The sequence below is a fragment of the Paraburkholderia rhynchosiae genome, assembly GCF_002879865.1.
Lineage (GTDB): Bacteria > Pseudomonadota > Gammaproteobacteria > Burkholderiales > Burkholderiaceae > Paraburkholderia > Paraburkholderia rhynchosiae.
The window spans coordinates 301,505-319,340 of sequence record NZ_PNXY01000001.1; the positions used below are offsets into that span (position 1 = coordinate 301,505).

Consider the following 17,836-nt stretch of genomic DNA (forward strand, 5'->3'; position numbering starts at 1 on the left):
TCGTTCTCAGACCCCGCTCTGTTTCAGGCGTGCGTCGTACCAGCGCGAGAACTCGTCCAGCGGCGCTTCAGTGAACTGCGAGAACGGCCCAGGCCGGTAAGCCGGATCCTGCGTTCCGCTATGAGCGTTCGCAACAAGTTCGGCATCCTGATTAGTCGTGGCATTCCAGACTTCGGTCAACTTTTGCAGGTCGTAATCGACACCCTCAACCGCGTCTTCGTGAACGAGCCATACGGTGCGAACCAGCGTCTTATCAGGCGCAAGGGGCACGACGTAGGCGATCACAGCATGATCGCTCATCACATGCGTCCACGAGTGGTGACCCCACATGTGCACGTCGCCGAGGTCCCGACGGGAAACGTTGCCCAGCAACTTCGTGCAGGCCACTTGCGTGTCCATTGTTTGCGACTCGTTCGCTCCGGCAATCACCAGCCGCTGCGTACGGAAGTTCGTATGAACGCTTTCATCCACCGACTCGAACCGCTCGCAGATCCAACCGTCTTTTTCCCAGGCTTCCTGAGTGGCCGCGTTGCGCTTCACGTAGTCGTTGTAAGCATTCAGCGCGTCCTCGCCCTGCCCGTCAGGACAGAAACCGAAATCTTCCGCCTGGAAGGAATTGACGAGTTCGGGATGCGTGCCCGCGCAGTGATAGCACTCGCGGTTGTTTTCCATCACGAGCTTCCAATTGCCGTTTTCGACGATCTCCAGTTCATGCGCGACCTTTGTGCGCGTGAGATCGTATGGAGCGAAGCGCGGCGCCATGACCGTTTCCAGCTTCGAGAAATCCTCCGGCGGTTCATCGGCGAGGCAAACGAAGACGTGCGCTCCAACGGTCTTCAGATGAACCGGAATAAGGCTGTGACAACCCGGATCGAAATCTTTACCCATGTGCGAACTGTGGCGCAGGCTTCCGTCGAGATCGTACGTCCATTGGTGATACGGACACACGAGCATGCCGACGGTTGCCTTGCCCGCTTTCTTCATGATGCGCGAGCCACGATGGCGGCACACGTTCCGATAGGCGCGAATGTTCTCGTCGTCGTCGCGAACGATAATGATCGATGCCTTGCCAATGTCGACCGTATGAACGTCGCCCGGCTCGGGCACATCGGCCGTCACGCCGACAAGAATCCAGAGCTTGTGAAAGAAGACCTCGACATCGGTCTCGAACACGTCCTGGCGGCCGAACAACTCCCCTGGCATGCCGTGTCCCGGTTGCCGGCTGTCGAGCAGTTCGCGATGAGTTTTGATCTTGATTGCGGATGACATGGTCGGTCTCTTCGTGGGTATGCGCCGCAGCGTTTCGTGCAGCATGGCATTGAGTATTGGATCGCCAATATGCACCGTCAATGCGCTTTATTTGTCTCCTCGCATTCCTTTAAGTCATGCGAAAATCAAGCTCGGCGACGTGCTCGGTGAAGCCCGGGAACACCTGTAAACCCTGGCTTCGCTGCACGGGAGTACCTGTCACTTGGGGCCTGTCTAAACCTTGCAGATGCCCACCTTCTAACGACTACAGCATCGAGCAGAGACATAGGATGAAAAGTTCCAGAGGAACGAAGGGCTACCGCAGAATTGTTCCGTCGCTTACGGCTTTGGTGGAGTTCGAGGCGGTGGCTCGGCTGGGCAGTTTCACGCTTGCCGCGGCTGAACTTGGCGTTACCCAATCGGCTGTCAGTCGTCAGATCAGGTTCCTGGAAGAAACGCTGGACGTGCGTCTGTTCCATCGTGGGCATCGTTCCATTGAGCTGACCGCCGAGGGCGAGGCCTTGTATCTTGTCGTTGCGGAATCCATGCAGAAGATCGCCGGCGTATTCGATCGCCTCGCAACAGGCGAGCAGCGCGAACTGGTGCTGGCATCAACCGCAGCTTTTTCGCAGTTCCGGCTTCTTCCACGACTGGCCAATCTAAAAAAGCTGAAGCCGCCACTTCAACTGCGCCTGACAACGCAGATGTTCACTGCGGACTTGCGCCATGTCGAAGTCGACGTTGCCGTACGTTATGGAGACGGGCAATGGTCGGACGGGACCTCGACACTGCTCTTCGACGTCGAGATCTTTCCGGTTTGCTCCCCCGCATTCCTTAACGAGAACGATGCGCCGGAGTCACTCGAGCAGCTTGCCAGCATGGCGCTCGTCGAGTCTGACTCGACAACAGAGGGCTGGATGGACTGGACAGAGTGGTTCCGTGCGGTCGGCCACCGTCCTTCGCGCCTCAACAAGGTTCTTCGCTGCAGCCTTTACACCGACGCCGTGCAAGCGGCCAGGTATGGACAAGGTATTGCACTTGGATGGAGCCGACTAGTAGAAGACCTGTTGGCATCGGGGGAGCTTGTTCGACTCGACGTTGCCACCTTCAAGCCAGCCGATTCTTACTTTGTGGTTGTGCCACACGGCCGGACCATCTCGCCCGTGATCACGCAGCTGATCGACTGGCTCCGCGGAGACCTGGCCGTTCGCTAACGGAGCGCTGAATTCCCAAGGCGTGCACGCGGCACTCCTTGGATAACTTAAAGTCATGCGAGAAGGAAAATAAAGGCCGTTGACCGACTTTTTCGTCGTTCCGATACTGCCTTGGACAAGCATGCCGGCGCCGGTCCAACCGGTTCATTCAAAACCAGAGCCGCAACGCAGCTGATCGCCCCGCCCTCGCACATTCAATGAGTTTCCGGCTCGCTGCGCCATGACTCGATCGCCCCACGGATCACAACAGGAGAACAATTTATGCCGGGGATTTCCTCGCTTCACGCCGCGATGCCCGAGTCCGCTGTTCCAGGCTGCCTGCCACCAGGGCTGCTTGATCGGGTCCGTCACTATCGGTTGGAGCGCGTGCGTCGCCAGCTCAGAAAGAGTCGCGTACCGGCAATCGTCATGTACGACCCTGTGAATATCCGGTACGCGACAGACACGTCCAACATGCAAATCTGGACGGGCCGCAATCCCACGCGTTACATTCTCGTGTTTGCTGATGGACCAGTGATCGGATTCGAATTTCACAACTGCGAGCATGTCTGGAACGACGTGCCGGTCGATGCGGAAATCCGCAGCGCGGTGTGCTGGAACTATTTCAATGCTGGACCCGAAGCCGCAGAGAAGGCAAAGCAGTGGGCGCGCGAAATTGCAGATCTGCTGCGTCAACACGCTCCATCGGAACGGCGGATCGCAGTCGATCGACTTGATCCAGTAGGTTTGCATGCGCTCGGCGAGGAAGGTATCAGCGTTGTGGATGGTCAGGCTCGGACCATCAAGTCCGACGACGAACTCGTGGTGATGAAAGCGGCGATCGACGTTTGCGAACAAGGCATCCAGCGAATGCACGAAGCTTTGCGGCCAGGCATGAGTGAACAGGAACTGTGGGCGCATCTGCACTTCGAAAACATCAAACTCGGCGGCGAGTGGATCGAGACTCGGCTGCTGGCGTCGGGCAGCCGTACGAATCCGTGGATGCAGGAGTGCGGCCCGAGGTTAATGCAGAAAGGCGAACTGATTGCGTTCGACACAGATCTGGTTGGCCCCTTTGGATACTGTGCGGACATCTCGCGAACCTGGACGGTCGGCCACGTCCGACCGACCGATGATCAGCGGCGGCTTTACGCGGCAGCCTACGAGCAGTTGCATACCAACATGGCACTCATCAAGCCCGGCATGACGTTCAATAAATTCGCCGAACGAAGCTGGGCAATGCCGGACACGTTCTTCAAAAACCGGTACAGCTGCCTCGCACACGGCATCGGCATGGTCGACGAGTATCCGTCCATCTCGTACTTCCAGGACCGGGGCTATGACGGCATGTTCGAAGCCGGAATGACTCTCTGTATCGAAAGTTATATCGGCGATGAAAGCGGGAAGGAAGGAGTGAAGCTCGAGCAGCAGGTGCTACTCACCGACCATGGCTGCACGCCGCTATCGACGTTCCAGTTTGAGACCGACTGGCTTTGACCGTTGGAATGTGCAGGCACACGGCAATGGCCGCCTGCGCCTATTTGATGTACGCCCGCACGCGATCCATCACGTTCGCAGGTACGTCTACCTCATGAACCTTGATATGGCTGCCAGGACGCGCACGCCGGACTCCGCAAGCCGCCCCTTTGCAAAGCCGTCCAGATCATCTTCAAAGCGCGCTGGACCGTACTCACGCGCCACAGGCGCACGTGGTCTACGTATGGTCACAGCGGGGTGACGCGCAGCAGCCCCAAAAACACCCGGGCATTTCCCTCCGCTTACTCTGTTTTAGACGCCTCCCGGCGCCATGAGCCCATCAGCACGTTGACTGCCTTTACCATTAGCTGTCCTTATTTTTGACTTCGCATGATTTTGGGCTGGAGCGCCTACCCTCTCGCCTGCTGCAATGCCTGGCCGCTGGGCTGTGCCGTCCGTCGCCGGTTCGCTGAACAGTTGATCAGTTCGAGTTGGCTCCGCTTCGTTGAGACAGCATGTTAATCTGAACAGACGTTCAACTCATTCGGCGTTTTCCCTACCATCACGAAGCCTGAAACGCCTTACAAATAATTTTTTATCGCAACGGCGCCAAGGGATTTCCCTCGTTCCGCGCATGAATTGCTTTTTTTAGGAGTTGCGCTCTCATTGAATGAGTGAACAGGTGTTCAGCACCCTTCGTCTGCGTTGTCGAGCCGCGTAAACGTTTGTTCAATCTCACCGCTCCGAGTAACATGGTCCGCAGAACAGATCGGTTGGCTCTTTCAAGCCACGCTCCGGAACGCTCGTGGACAGAAATTCAGGATCTTTAAATGCAAATCGCGTCTGAGGTCGCAGCAGCCAACTCCCGGAAGGAAGCCGGAGGGCAATATGAGGGAATGCGAGCGAGACTGCTCGACGCCACGCTGGCGGTGGTCGGGGATGTCGGGCTGGAAAACCTCACGATTCGCAAGGTCAGCGACTATGCGGGCGTGTCGGTCGGCCTCGTGCACCACCACTTCGAAAATAAAAGCAATCTCGTGTACAAGACGTTCATGTATCTCATCCGACGCATGCGCGAACAGTTGACGAGCGGCCGCCGGGGCATCGCCGATCCTGTCGAGCGCATGAAATTCACGGCCGACATGTGCTTTAACCATGAAGTCATGAGTCCGGGCGCCGCGAACGTGTGGCCGCATATGTGGAGTTCGTCCGCGCACGAAGCGGAAGTGCAGAGGTTGTGCGCTGCATTTTCGCGCCGGCTGCGGTCCAACTTCCTGTTCGATCTGAAGCAGGCCGGGTGTGATCCGGCTATGGCCCGGATACACGCAATCCAGGCCATGGCGCTTGTGCACGGTTTATGGATCGAGCACAAAGTCGCTGCCAGCATCTCGATGGATGAAGTCATTGGAATTTTTCATGGCATGATCGACAACGCAACTCATTGGGTCTGGAAGTCGAACATGAGGCGATCGGCTTCGGCGCATTAGTGAGCGCCGTTTTGTCGAGCGTGGCACCCTCCCCGCTCTGCGCGCAGTTCTGCGTTGATAATGAGGCGTTCGCCACCGTCGTCGCTCTCATTGCGCGTGCGCTTGATGCCGGATCTCCAAGGGAAGCCAAACCGACCGCTTGTCGCGCGACCAACGCTGCGCACGTTAGAGAAACCGATGAAAAAAGGAAAGACGAAACTTACGCGCCATGATGCTGAGCGCCTTTTCGAGGGGCTGCCTGCCGGGAAGGTGAGCGCATCAAGCCGGCCCGAGAACCCATTCGAAGCAGGGGTGTTCGACGTGGTCAAGCGCGTCGACGACGAAACCAGACTCTGGAAAGACAACCTCATTTCCCTTCCGATGGCGATCGAGCTGCCTGCTGGCTACGAGTCGGTATCTCGCATGCGCGAGTCGATGGCCAGGGCATGGCGCCTGAAGTGGGTGAGAGAAGAGAAAAGAGAGATTGTCACGGAGTTTCCTGAAGGATGGACAGCCGTTCGGCCGGAAAGCGGACCCATAGAGTTGCGAGATCCCTCCGGCGTGGTCCGCGCCTTATACGGCTGGGCCGAGGATGCTGAACTCAGGATCCTGCCGCGCTATCTGATTGAGTCACAGGCGAACAGCTCGAGCGGACTGGGCAGCTTGCTTGTCCGTGATCGCGCGAACGGTCAGATTCTGGAGAGATCGTCCACCTGGTCCGCCCAAACGGGTACCAACCATCCAGATTGGAGCAAGCTGTCGGCATGGCTCAATTCGCACTATCCGCAACATCGCGACCCGCTTCGGTACTGGGAGGATTGCGAGGACAACATCGGAAAGTGAGTTGTTTTTTGGGGCTGTTGCCGCGTCTAAGGCAGCGGGTTTAACGGACGTGAAAATTGGCTAAGGAAAGCACTATGCATGAAGGCTATAAACCGATGTGCAGTTTGCGAGCCCTTACGCCAGCCTGCATTTGCGTCGAAGCCCACGCTCTCGCGTTTCCGGCGAACGACGAACGGCGCGCTCGACTTCGATGAACAAAGCGCCGGCATCCGATGTTCGGGGAGGAGATCGAAATCTCCGGCGTTTTGGGGAACCGTTCACTGATCCCGGCCAATCCTCATTCCGCGTCGCATAAAGAAGTGTGTCCCACTCACTTGGTTCTCGCTCTATTGACTTGCCTTTAACTGCTTGATCACGTCCCAAGCATTTGCGCAAAAGGTCGGGTTTTTTATGCACTCAGCGGGGAAGTCCCCGCCGTCTTTTGGCGCCGTTCATCGCGTGCCTCGCGTAGTTTCACTGACGAAATCAGCGTGAGACGACAGCATTCTTTTTTATCAGTAGAATGCTGCAATCGCAAAGGCGAATTTCGCTAAGATGGTGGTGCCATTAGCCCGCGTGCTGCCGCGAGGTCACGCAGATGAGTCGAGTGCATAACTTGTCTTGCCGATCCAGCTCGATAGGAAGTGGGACGCCGCCAGCAAAGAACGGGTTGCCGCGGCGACAACGGAAATACCGATAGCGACACTTCGTCAGCAGGACCCAGGAAGCCAGCGACGCTAAACTGGCCGACCTGCTGCCCTGGGTGTCGCACAGATTTCAAACCAACCTGCCGTGGTACTTACCTAGCCGCAATACTGTGTATTCCAAAACGCAAATCGATCCGGTAGTGAGCTTCCGCAACTCGCAGGGCGAGCAGGTGCGAGGCACGATCATCAATCTCCAGCGAAATTCCCTGGTGATGGAGGTCTATAACCCCTACTCGATTGTCCAGGTCAGTGAGGTGCTGAGCGACCTGTCGGTCAAGATGGGCGTGGAACACGCCTATTCGGGCAAGGCGGTCGTAATCAGTATGGTCAATACCGGTCTGACAGCCATTGTCTCGGTGACGCTGATCGCCGAGTGGCTGGAACTGAGTGGCGGCGGGCTCGAAGCGCGCGCGGTGGGGGAAGAAGCCCGCCGCTTCGTGCAGGACTGGGCCGGGCGTTTCCAGATCCGCCGTGACTACCAGATCGCGGTCAACCAGATCCGGGCTTTTCTCTCAGACATGTCGCGCTGGGTCGAGCAGGCAGATTTGGCCGACACCATGCCGAAGGAAGGCAAAAGCCTGCGCGAGGACTTCTTCCTTGAGCTGGCATCGCCTCTGATGGAAAAGACCAAGCTCTACTTCGACGAGTTCGAAGGCGAAGCGCGGTTGGTCGATGAAGAACTGGCGCCGGCACACCGTGCCTTTGCGCAGGCCGCGCTACATCCACTGCTGCTGCGCTCGCCGTTCGTGTTCCGCACCTTCACGAAGCCGCTGGGCTATGCCGGCGACTATCAGATGGTCAACCAGATGCTCGACGATCCTCGCCAGGGCCCGAGCACGTATTTCCAGATCGTCAACGCGGCCTTCCTGCAGACGGCCGTCGCACGCGCGCACCGCAATCGCGTCGATCTGCTGGTGGACTACCTGACCCGGCTCGCCAATGAAGCGCGCGCCGCCAAGCGGCCGTTCCGGGTGCTGAACGTGGGTTGCGGCCCCGCTCAGGAGATCCAGCGTTTCATTCACGAATACGACGAACCGGAGTGGCTGACATTCGAACTGCTCGACTTCAGCCAGGAGACACTGGACTGGACGCGCGAGCGCCTCGCGTCCATCGCGCAGCAAATGGCGAAGCGCATGACCATTAGCTATACGCATGATTCGGTCCACCACCTGCTCAAGCGCCGGATAGATGCGCACGCATCGGACGTGCGCGAGTTCGACGCGGTCTATTGCGCTGGCCTGTTCGACTATCTGTCAGATAAGGTCTGTGCCCGGCTGAACCAGCATTTCGCCAGCCGTACCAGACCGGGCGGCCGCCTGCTGGTAACCAATGTCCACGCCGACAACCCGGAGCGCTTCAGCATGGAGCACGTGCTGGAGTGGTACCTGATCTATCGCAACGAGGCACAGATGGCCGAAATCATGCCGGAGAACTGCGGCGAGCCCCGTCTGTACACGGACTCGACCGGGGTTAATGTGTTTGCCGAGGTGATGATCGGCCAGCAACAAGTCGCCTGAGATGACAACATCCCTGGCTGGACTACAGTCGAACTATCGTGAAGAGTTGCGCGACTACCGGTTGCTGTGCAGCAAGGCCGGCGGCCTGACCGTGATCGTGCTGGTGCTGATGGGCGTGGCACTGGACTATGTCGTGTATCCCGCCGAGCAGGCGCGCTTTGCCATCGTTCGGCTGCTGACGAGCGCAATTATCGGCCTGGCATTGCTCTCGTTTTACACGGAAACCGGCAAACGCCACGTGCAGGTCATCACCTTCGTCTGGCTGCTGTTGCCGCAGGCAATGATCTCCTGGATGATTTATGCCACGCAGGGCGAGCAGTCGCTGTTCTATGCCGGGCTGATGCTGACAATTTTTGCGGTCGGCATCCTGTTCCCGGCCGGCTATTGGCAGACGCTGGCATTCGGCCTGGCCACGGTGGGGTTCTACTACATCGCCTGCGTGGTCCATCCGGGCGGCATACAGAACTCAAGCAAGTTTCTGTTCCAGCTGATCCTGATCTTCTTCTGCGCGTTGGCCAGCTCCATTTACACGTACTTCAACGAGAAGGGCCGTTTCCAGCTGTTCCGGTTAAAGGATGAGGTGGCGCACAAAAACGACCAGCTCGCCCGTACCAATGAAAGCCTGGCGCAGATCAAGGGCCAGTTGCTGCAGCAGGAGAAGATGGCGGCAATCGGTACGTTGTCCGCGGGGCTGCTTCACGAGGTCAACAACCCGGTGAACTTTTGCCTGATGGCCATCGAAATAGCCATGGAGGAACCGCAGGCCAAAGACAGCCCGTCGCTGATGGAGTGCCTGATGGATGTCAAGCAAGGCATGCAACGCATCCAGCATATCGTGTCGGACCTGAAGACCTTCGCCTACCGCAAGCCCGGCGCGGCGGCAGACGACGTGCCGTTCCTGTTCGAGAAGGCCCTCGACTCGTCGATACGGCTGAGCGCACATGAGCTGCGCGGCGTGAGCGTCACGCGCGAGCTGCCCGGCGACACCCTTGTGCTGGGCGACGAAGCCGCCATCATCGGCGTGCTCATCAACCTGTTCTCGAATGCCGCTCTGGCCATGCACAAGGCCGGCACCGTATCGCCGCGGGTCCATGTCACGGCGCAATGGCACGACGACCGGTTGCACGTGAATGTGCGCGACAACGGCCCGGGGATCGCCGCGGAGAATCTGGCGCGAGTGTTCGAACCGTTCTTCACTACCCGCGAAGTCGGCCAGGGCTTGGGCCTTGGCCTCTCGATCAGCTATGCGGTGGTGGAGCGGCACGGCGGCACACTGTTCGCGGAAAGCCAGTTGGGCGAGTGGACCGCGTTCAACTTCGATCTGCCGCGTGCGGAGTGACGTCGAGATGAGAGATACGCAGCAAGCGCGGCAGACGATCCTCTATGTCGACGATGAGGAGTTGGCCCGCAAATACTTTGCGCGCGCGGCCGGCAGTGACTATGAGGTGCTGCTCGCCAGCGGCGCGGACGAGGCCATGTCGATTCTGCGCCGCGACGCACGGGTGGCGGTCCTCGTGACCGACTTCCGCATGCCGGGCCGGCACGGCGACGACCTGCTGCGGCAGGTTGCTCAGGAGTATCCGCATCTCGTGCGAATCCTGGTGACAGCCTACACGGATAACAACGCGCTGCTGGGAGCGGCCAATTTTGGCGAGGTGTTCCGAATCCTGGAGAAACCGCTAGGCGTGGGCACGGTCCGCGAGGTGCTGGCATCAGCGACGACAGCCGCGGTATCGCGCCCGAGGTGATGCACCGCTTGCTGGTGGAGCCAGCTATCGCGAACGCCGGCGTAAGCGGCTTCGGCATGATTTTCTGCTACCGCGTCATGCAGTCCTTCGGGGGTATCCGGATCGCATCCCCGTGCGGCGCCGGCACGACGGTGACGCTGGAATTTCCAAATTTGAAGGGTCGAATGCACAGGAGTTACCAATGAGCAACACGATTGCCAACCAGACACCGCCCCCGGCGATTCTGTTCGTTGATGACGAAGCCACCGCGGTCAAATACTTCGAGCGCGCCATCGGCGCGATCGCGCCGGTGGTGACGGGCGCCTCCGTGGAGGACGGCAAGGCAATGCTGGATGCCCACGCTTCCAGCCTGGCCGTGCTGGTGTCCGACCAGCGCATGCCGGGCGAACATGGCAACGAACTTCTGCGCTATGCGCGAGATCGCTATCCCCATATCGTCCGGATTCTGACGACGGCCTATTCGGAGCTGGACCAGACCGTCGAGGCCGTCAATCAAGGCCAGATCCATCGCTACATCAAGAAGCCGTGGGACATCACCGCGCTACGCATGGAGATGAAGCAGGCGCTGGAGCTGTCGGGACTGCGCAAGGAACGCGACCAACTCGTGCGCGAGAAGCTTGGCGTGCTGCAGACGCAGACGGTGGCCACCCGCATCGGGACGGTTCACACGCTCTGCGCCAGCCTGGTCGGCCCGGGCCGTTTTCAGCCGGTGGAAACCTATCTTGCCGGCACCGAACTGGCGGGTACGCGCAATGCGGAGCCGGACTGGCAGCGGATGGACTACGCCGACGTGGTGCTTGCCGAGAGTGAATGCAGCGGCAGCTTCGGCCACGCGGTCAGCACGCGCTTGATGGAGCTGCGTGCGCACAATGCAGGGCGCAGCGTTGCCGACGCGGTGCAGGTCTTCAGTGAAGCCCTCGGCGCCATGGTACGCGGCGGTGGCGATGCGCTGATCTGGACTTCGCCGACCACGCTGAGCGAGTTCCTCACCCGCCCGGTGGGTCAGGCCGTATCGGCCGAGCACGCTGCCTGGCTGGCCTGCCTACTGTGGCTGGAAGAAGCCGGCGGCGCCCTGCAGTTTGTGCGTGAAGGCGACACCATCGTCTGCCGACCCGGTACACGGGCTGCCAGTTTTGCGGCCGACCGCCTGGCAGTGTGGATCGAGCGTTTCCTGGAGCCGGTGTTCGACCAGGCGAATGGAACAATCCGCGCTTGAAAGGACGCAACAGGCGGTGATCGGGTCGTAAGGCCACAGGGCGAATGACCGCTGCACGTGGAGAAAAACGTCGGGCTAGGCGAGTGTTGAGCGGCCGGGAGGGGGTCGACTCATCCTAAACTGTCCGCTAACACGGCCATTGCGGCAGCGTCGCGTTGCTGGTGCGGTCGGGCAACCTCGCCGTGCCCGGGGACCGACTCATACTGGTAGATCAGGTCACGAAGTTGTGGGTAGATCTGCTTGCGCCAACTGGTGCCCGAGAAGATACCGTAGTGGCCGCATCCCGCGACGGTGATCCGATGCTTGCGCGACGTGTCGATAGCCGCGCAGAGATCGTGTGCGGCGTGGGTCTGGCCGGGCCCGCAAATATCGTCCCGCTCCCCTTCGATCGTGATCAAGGCCGTGCTATGGATGGTATGCGGACGCACCTGTTCGCCGCGCACTGACCACGTGCCGCGGGCCAGGCAATATTCCTGGAAAACTACGCGCACGGTCTCGAGATAATAGTCGGCGGCCATGTCGAGCACGGCGTTGTACTCGTCGTAGAAACGCCGATGGGTGGCCGCCGCCGCGGCGTTGCCCGCGGACACGTCGAAATAGTAGTTCAGGTGCGCTTCCAGATGGCGATCGGGATTCATAGCCACGAACGCGGTGTGCTGGCGGAAGCCCGGATACACGCGGCGACCAGCGCCGGCGTGCGGGTGCGGCACCGTGTCGATCAGGGTGCGCGTGAACCAGTCGAGCGGTTTGCTCACAGCCAGATCATTGACTGCGGTCGGACTGCGGCGCGCGTCGATCGGGCCGCCCATCAGGGTCATGCTCCTCGGCGTATGCTGGCCCTGGTCCGCCATTAGTGCGACGGCTCCGAGCACCGGGACGGTCGACTGGCACACCGACACGACATGAACTTCCGGACCCAGAAAGTCGATGAACTCGCGGACATAGGCGACGTAGTCGTCAAGACCGAAGGTTCCCTCAGCGAGCGGCACCTGCCGGGCATCGAGCCAGTCAGTGATATAGACGTTGAAATCCGGCAGCATCGTCCGGACCGTGTCGCGCAACAGGGTGGCGTGATGCCCCGATAGTGGCGCGACGATCAGGACGACCGGCTGCGCGCACTGTATCGCGCGTTCGAAGCGAAGCAGGCGGCAGAACGCCTTCTCCAGGGCCACGGTTTCCGTCACCGCGACCTGCTCGCCATCGATCGCGGTTTCCGTCAGACCGAACTGAGGCTTGGGGTAGCGCTTGCATAGCCGTACCAGCAGTTCGCAGCCGGCGGCGAACATGTTCGAGGGTGTGGTGTGCCGGGCGTTCTCGCCCGGCTTAAGGAGGTGGGCGGTGGTTTGAAGCCAGGGAAGCAACGGTGCCCAGACCGCGTTTTGCCATTCGTGCAACTCGTAGAACATGCATAGCCCAGAGGATTGAATCATGTCGTCACGTGGATTTGATGCCCTTGTCTGGGGTCAGCTGGCCAACGTGTTCAGCAGTTGCGCCGCGTTCATCGGAGTCCGAGTGGTCGCCCGCACGACGTGCTGCGCTCGAGCGCGGCGAACGCTAATCGTAGTCGAGCTTGCCAATAGTTTTGACGGGGAAGCGCTGATATTGGTGTACGGAAAGAATGATTACTCTGTAAGGAATTCCCCAGTGCAGCAATTGAAACACTGCCCTTGATCTGGGTGACGAAACCGGGCAAGGCGAACGCGGCGGCAGCGAGCGCAGCGGCGCATTGAGCGGGTGATCTCCTCCGTCCTCCTGTCGACGCTGAATACCCATGCCTGAGGCGCTTTCAATGGCGTCGCCTCAGGTCGCACTCAACTTCCGGATTCGTCTGCCGATATAACGATGGGCGCCGCAGCCTGGCTTGCTGCCCACATATACAACAGCAAAACGACCAGAACGACATGACCTATCCGAGAAGACTTATATTCTTCGCGCCACTGACCATGCTTGCTGCATGTTCGGTGGTGGCGACGCCCTACTCCCCTTCCGTCGAAAACATCCAGACGCTCAAAAACGCCTCGCCTGTGCACGCGCGCATTGGCGACTTTCAGAGCCAGGACGGCGGCAGCAATCGCTACCCCGTACCGGTGCGCGCCAACGTAATGCGCTCGCCCGTTGGCAAGTCGTTCGCCGATTACCTCTCGAACGCCGTTACGCAGGAGCTGACGCTCGCCGGCACGCTTTCACCGTCGGCATCGGTCGAACTCGACGGGATACTCCTTGAAAACAGCGTTGACGTCGGTATTGGCACGGGCGTGGGAACCATGTCGGCGCGTTTCGTCGTCAAGCGCAACGATGCAGTGCGTTACGACCAGGTGAAAACCGTGCGCGGCGAATGGGATTCGTCATTCGCGGCAGCGATCGCCGTACCCAGAGCCACCCAGCAATACCCGCTCATCGTACAGAAGCTGCTTGGCGCCCTGTATTCGGATCCGGCGTTTATCAGCGCCATCCGCTAAGACCACTCGACACAAGGACCCATTCCCATGAAATTCAGCAATGTACTGCGCGCCGCATGCGCCGCCGGCATTATCGCGTTCCTGTCTGGCTGCGCACACGACATTACAATCTCCGGCGACAATGCCTCGCTCGTTTCGAAGACGGCCTCGCCGATCAACAAGACCGTCGGTCTCGTGATTACTGATGAACAGCGCAGCAAGGAAGTCGTCTCGCCCGGCGGCGGCGGTGACAAGGTCGCCTACAAGCCGTATCACGACCTCGAATTGCCGATCTACCTCGAACTGAGCAATGTTTTCAAGGACGTCGTAAAGCTGAATTCGGCGCCCGATGCCACGACTTCGCAGTCGAAGAACCTGAGCTATATCGTCACGCCGACGATTACCACCACTTCATCTTCGGGAAGCCTGCTCACGTGGCCGCCCACCGACTTTACAGTGACGCTCGAGTGCACGGTGACCGACCCGACCGGCAAGCTGGTAACGAAGAAAGCGGTAACGGGCTCCGGCCATGCTGAGTTCAGTGAGTTCAAGCGCAACTTTGGGCTGGCCGCCCAACGCGCAACGCTCGACGCAGTTCAAAAGATGCAGTCGGCGATGCAGGAAACGGCTGAACTTCGTCAGTAATCAACTGGTAGCAGATGCCGGCGAGGCGCTGAAGGCACTCGACAATCGAATCGGCGAAGCGATGCTCCAGCGCGCGGCGCAAAAGCAATAGCGCAGACAGAGCGCAACCGATGCGGGCCGATTCCGCAGCGGTTGAAAATGGATCGACGCGCCGCCACGGTTAAATGGCGGCGCGTCGATAGTCGCCAGCGCGGTGCGCTGTCGCTTGATGCGCGCTTACTGACCGGTGTAGCCGAGCGGAACAGTCGAATTGTTCTGGGCGACCGTCGCGTTATTCGACACGATGTACTGCGGCACTTCGGTAAGCGTCAACGTGACCGAACCATTGCTATACGGAACGGTGCTGACATTGCCGTATCCGTCGATCTTCGTCACATTGCCCGACGTGCCTGCGCCGTCGACCTGCAGCGAGTAGCTGGTCGAGTACGTCTGGCTGTAGACGCCGTTGCTCGTGGGCCATTGCGCATTGCTGTGCGCCCATGCCGCCGTCACGACCTTGCCGTTGCCGAGTTGCTGGAACGAATACGCAAACGTGCCGGACGGCGTACCCTTGACGCGACCCAAGGTATTGGTGCCGTCGAGAACGCGCGTCATCGTAGCGAAGGCCATTGCCTCGGGCTTCGGCGACAGATTGGTAGCACCGAACGCACCCTGTGCGTTGTTCAGGTCGAAGAACGCGCCGTAGCCGACTTCGCCCGGATAGTCCGGACCGTAGAAGAACGTCGTGACCTGCGCCCCGCCGCCGAGCACGATGATGTGCGCACGCACGCCCACTGCCGCATGGGCAAACAACTGGTTCTGCGACGGTACCGTCGGACCATAGTTGAGGCCAGGATCGTAGCTCACGCCCGCTTCCGTGAAGAAGAGCTTCATGTTCGGCTTGCCCGCCTGCATGACCGAACGCAACTGGGTCATCTGGTTGTCGAGCGCATTGGCCTGGTTCGCCGGATCCGGATCGGCGTCCTGCAATTCCGGCGGATGCGCCGGATAGGTGCCGGCATTCCAGTAGCCATGCGTTGAAACCGCGTCGATGTAATTCCACAAGCCGAGCGCGCCGAACTTCTTCAGATAGCCGGTCGTGCAGGTGTCGCAATTCGACGCAAACGGGTTGCCCGTGCCCATCACGATAGCGTTGGGATCGGTCGAGTGAATGCCCTGGTAAGCGGCCTTATACATGGCGACGAAGTTCGCGTCGCTATCCGCCCAGCCGAGGCTCGGCTCCCACGTCACCTGATAATAGTTCTTCTGCTGATTCGGATAGTTCGCAGCACGAATCGAACTCGTGTCGGTGCCGACTTTCGCCATGAAGTTCTGGAACTCTGGCATGTTCGACGGCGCATAGTAGCTGTCGTTGTACTGACCGGTCTTCGAATCCCAGGCGGGTAAGCCGTCAAGACGCACAATGCGCATCTGGTCGGGATTAGCCTTGTAGAAAGGATCGAGGTCGTTCACGCTAGGCGTATAAGTGTTGGGGCCGTTGGGTTCCATCGCCGATACCTGACGGTCGTCGATCGTCCACGAGATGCCGAGCGCGTGCAGCGCCGCGATATTGCCGTTGAAGCCCTGCATGCCGAAGCGATGCTGGTCCTGATGCGCATAGGTAACCGTGCCGATCGCCGAACTCAGGTCGGGCAGCACACCGAAGGTCGCAATGCCCGTGGGTCGCGTGCCGCTTCGAGGCAGTGTGCCGCCGTTGGAGCGCAACGTCGCAGTGAGTGCGCCGTAGCCGGCCCACGTCGACTTGCACGACAGCGTGTTGGTTTGCACGCCGGAGTTGACCGCGAAACTGCCCTGCGTCTTGATCGCTCCATTCGAGTCGGCCACGGACCAGACGACGGTATCGGCGTTCGCCGCGTTCGTCGTAATGGCGATCTTGAACGCTGCGTTGTTCGGGAAGACGCGCAGACCGTCGGTGGTCGGCGTATCGGCGCTGATCACGCCGTTTGCGGTTCCGCCGGCGGTTTGCGTCGGCGTGCCACACGAGATCGTCGCGTTTGGAGTTGCGGACGGGGATGGCGTGGGCGTCGGAGTCGGAGTCGGAGTCGGAGTTGGTGTCGGTGCAGGCGCAGGCGCAGGTGCAGGTGCAGGTGCAGGTGCAGGTGCAGGTGCAGGCGAAGGTGCAGGCGCAGGCGCCGGCGCAGGTGCAGGTGCAGGTGCAGGCGCAGGTGCCGGTGCAGGCGTCGCTGCGGCTGCCTTCATCCAGCACGACTTATCGTAGCCGAATGCCGGGTCGGTTTGCGAAACCGCACCGAGATAACAGCCCACGCCATTGCTGAATGTGCGCGGACTCGTCAACATCGTCGAAGGTGCATCGGGCGGGACCGCGCCGAACACCACTGAGGCTGTGCCAAGAAATGAGCACTTGCCATTCTCCTGTGCGCACAGCTTGTATTGCTGACCCGCAACCGTGATCGTGCTGGCCTGAGCGTGCGCGCTTTCTGCCCCGAACGATGCCAGCATCGTTGTGGCTGCAATCCCGACAAACTTCGAATATCTAACCATTGTCCCTGTCTTCGCTAAGAGGAGTTGTCCCCGAAAATTGAGCAGGATCGATCGAGCCGTCCTGCCTTGGCGTTATTGGATGTGAGAGAAAGAGGTGAAGCCTGGAACGCATTGATAACGGTCATCGCGAACGAAGATGAGACGCCATGCGCCGTATTTTTCAACGGCGCCATTATTACGTATTCCTTACTATCTAATTGAAAAACCCATGCGGCGGCGCTTGCCTGTTCTTCTGGACGGGCAATCGCGGCGCAATCGAAGACGGCTGCGCTTTTTGCGCTCGCTGCGAACTCCAATAGCGCAAAGCGCCTTCTGTTCAACGGGCATTGACAGACGTTAGTTCACCTAACGTCTAACCAAAGCCATTTTCACTTCCGGTCATCGACAAGGTATTTGCTTCGGAAACACCGTCTGTCACGCACGATCCAAACTGGCGACAGACATCAGGCAAGCGGTGCGGATGAGCGCTAACTCGCCTGTTAGCGTTACCCGAACCACCACTGTGCGGCGCCTGAAGACGCCGTCAATGGAAATCTTGCTGAGGCCCACTGCGGATCGAGGCGTCCCCGGTATTACTTACAGGGCGTCTCGGCGTAAGAATTATAAACGTTTCAAAACTGCAACGAAGCGGTGATGCGAGGCGATAAGTGGCAATCCGACCTGTACTGCGGATGACGAGTCCACGCTTTCGCAAATTGCGCGCTGCGGGAAAAGGCCGCCTCTCGATCGCGCGGAAAACGTAACGCCTGTATTCGTCAGCCGAAAATGCAATTGGGGACGGCGCTCTAGCGCATTCTGACGTGCCTTTCCGCCACAACCGCGCCGACAATTCCCGCTCGACGTCGCCGGTTGTTTCCC

General features: G+C 59.7%; 13 protein-coding genes and 1 pseudogene. 11 read left to right on the top strand and 3 right to left on the bottom strand.

What is annotated here, in order from left to right:
* Positions 1-6: 6 nt before the first annotated feature.
* Positions 7-1,269 (bottom strand): aromatic ring-hydroxylating oxygenase subunit alpha, encoded by a 1,263-nt coding sequence (locus tag C0Z16_RS01370; RefSeq protein WP_102630627.1) that lies wholly within the window; start codon positions 1,267-1,269, stop codon positions 7-9.
* A gap of 269 nt (positions 1,270-1,538) precedes the next feature.
* Here C0Z16_RS01370 and C0Z16_RS01375 point away from each other — a divergent pair, with 269 nt between their 5' ends.
* The 8 genes and pseudogenes from C0Z16_RS01375 (at position 1,539) to C0Z16_RS01410 (ending at position 11,393) form a co-directional block, all read left to right on the top strand.
* The gene (locus C0Z16_RS01375; protein WP_102630439.1) at positions 1,539-2,462 is read left to right on the top strand and encodes a LysR substrate-binding domain-containing protein; all 924 of its coding nucleotides are present in this window, start codon (positions 1,539-1,541) and stop codon (positions 2,460-2,462) included.
* Between the two features lie 291 nt (positions 2,463-2,753).
* Positions 2,754-3,938, top strand: coding sequence for a M24 family metallopeptidase (locus tag C0Z16_RS01380; RefSeq protein WP_279635046.1), 1,185 nt, complete (start codon positions 2,754-2,756; stop codon positions 3,936-3,938).
* Positions 3,939-4,747: 809 nt separating this feature from the next.
* Positions 4,748-5,404 carry a transcriptional regulator BetI gene (gene betI, locus C0Z16_RS01385; protein ID WP_102630441.1) on the top strand — a complete coding sequence of 219 codons (657 nt, stop codon included), beginning with the start codon at positions 4,748-4,750 and terminating at the stop codon, positions 5,402-5,404.
* Between the two features lie 177 nt (positions 5,405-5,581).
* Entirely contained in the window at positions 5,582-6,226 is a 645-nt protein-coding gene (locus tag C0Z16_RS01390; protein WP_102630442.1) for a hypothetical protein, read from the top strand.
* A gap of 796 nt (positions 6,227-7,022) precedes the next feature.
* Positions 7,023-8,429, top strand: a complete 1,407-nt coding sequence (locus C0Z16_RS01395; RefSeq protein ID WP_102630443.1) for a class I SAM-dependent methyltransferase — start codon at positions 7,023-7,025, stop codon at positions 8,427-8,429.
* A gap of 1 nt (position 8,430) precedes the next feature.
* On the top strand, positions 8,431-9,768 hold the full coding sequence (locus C0Z16_RS01400) for a sensor histidine kinase (protein ID WP_102630444.1): 1,338 nt from the start codon (positions 8,431-8,433) through the stop codon (positions 9,766-9,768).
* Between the two features lie 7 nt (positions 9,769-9,775).
* Positions 9,776-10,147: pseudogene (locus tag C0Z16_RS01405) on the top strand (response regulator); the annotation flags it as partial.
* Positions 10,148-10,358: 211 nt separating this feature from the next.
* Positions 10,359-11,393 carry a response regulator gene (locus tag C0Z16_RS01410; RefSeq protein ID WP_102630445.1) on the top strand — a complete coding sequence of 345 codons (1,035 nt, stop codon included), beginning with the start codon at positions 10,359-10,361 and terminating at the stop codon, positions 11,391-11,393.
* 110 nt (positions 11,394-11,503) lie between these two features.
* Here C0Z16_RS01410 and C0Z16_RS01415 read toward each other — a convergent pair whose 3' ends face one another.
* On the bottom strand, positions 11,504-12,799 hold the full coding sequence (locus C0Z16_RS01415) for a polyhydroxyalkanoate depolymerase (RefSeq protein WP_102630446.1): 1,296 nt from the start codon (positions 12,797-12,799) through the stop codon (positions 11,504-11,506).
* Positions 12,800-13,294: 495 nt separating this feature from the next.
* Between C0Z16_RS01415 and C0Z16_RS01420 the strand changes: the two genes are divergently transcribed.
* Together C0Z16_RS01420 and C0Z16_RS01425 are read left to right on the top strand one after the other, a co-directional pair.
* Positions 13,295-13,852, top strand: a complete 558-nt coding sequence (locus C0Z16_RS01420) for a hypothetical protein (protein ID WP_102630447.1) — start codon at positions 13,295-13,297, stop codon at positions 13,850-13,852.
* A gap of 27 nt (positions 13,853-13,879) precedes the next feature.
* Positions 13,880-14,476, top strand: coding sequence for a hypothetical protein (locus tag C0Z16_RS01425; protein WP_102630448.1), 597 nt, complete (start codon positions 13,880-13,882; stop codon positions 14,474-14,476).
* A 216-nt stretch (positions 14,477-14,692) separates the two neighbouring features.
* On the opposite strand, the gene C0Z16_RS01430 is transcribed toward C0Z16_RS01425, so the two are convergent.
* A complete protein-coding gene (locus C0Z16_RS01430) occupies positions 14,693-16,414 on the bottom strand; it encodes a hypothetical protein (protein ID WP_279635044.1) in 1,722 nt (573 codons plus the stop codon).
* Between the two features lie 74 nt (positions 16,415-16,488).
* On the opposite strand from C0Z16_RS01430, the gene C0Z16_RS39295 reads away from it, so the two are divergent.
* The gene (locus C0Z16_RS39295; RefSeq protein ID WP_279635045.1) at positions 16,489-16,752 is read left to right on the top strand and encodes a hypothetical protein; all 264 of its coding nucleotides are present in this window, start codon (positions 16,489-16,491) and stop codon (positions 16,750-16,752) included.
* The last annotated feature ends 1,084 nt before the right edge of the window (positions 16,753-17,836 follow it).

Excerpts from the sequence above, each read along its gene's own strand:
- C0Z16_RS01415 (WP_102630446.1), bottom strand. The coding sequence starts at position 12,799 with ATGTTCTACGAGTTGCACGAATGGCAAAACGCGGTCTGGGCACCGTTG.
- C0Z16_RS01380 (WP_279635046.1), top strand. The coding sequence starts at position 2,754 with ATGCCCGAGTCCGCTGTTCCAGGCTGCCTGCCACCAGGGCTGCTTGAT.
- C0Z16_RS01370 (WP_102630627.1), bottom strand. The coding sequence starts at position 1,269 with ATGTCATCCGCAATCAAGATCAAAACTCATCGCGAACTGCTCGACAGC.
- C0Z16_RS01420 (WP_102630447.1), top strand. The coding sequence starts at position 13,295 with ATGACCTATCCGAGAAGACTTATATTCTTCGCGCCACTGACCATGCTT.
- C0Z16_RS39295 (WP_279635045.1), top strand. The coding sequence starts at position 16,489 with ATGGCGTGGGCGTCGGAGTCGGAGTCGGAGTCGGAGTTGGTGTCGGTG.
- C0Z16_RS01375 (WP_102630439.1), top strand. The coding sequence starts at position 1,539 with ATGAAAAGTTCCAGAGGAACGAAGGGCTACCGCAGAATTGTTCCGTCG.
- C0Z16_RS01400 (WP_102630444.1), top strand. The coding sequence starts at position 8,431 with ATGACAACATCCCTGGCTGGACTACAGTCGAACTATCGTGAAGAGTTG.
- C0Z16_RS01425 (WP_102630448.1), top strand. The coding sequence starts at position 13,880 with ATGAAATTCAGCAATGTACTGCGCGCCGCATGCGCCGCCGGCATTATC.
- C0Z16_RS01390 (WP_102630442.1), top strand. The coding sequence starts at position 5,582 with ATGAAAAAAGGAAAGACGAAACTTACGCGCCATGATGCTGAGCGCCTT.
- C0Z16_RS01410 (WP_102630445.1), top strand. The coding sequence starts at position 10,359 with ATGAGCAACACGATTGCCAACCAGACACCGCCCCCGGCGATTCTGTTC.
- betI (WP_102630441.1), top strand. The coding sequence starts at position 4,748 with ATGCAAATCGCGTCTGAGGTCGCAGCAGCCAACTCCCGGAAGGAAGCC.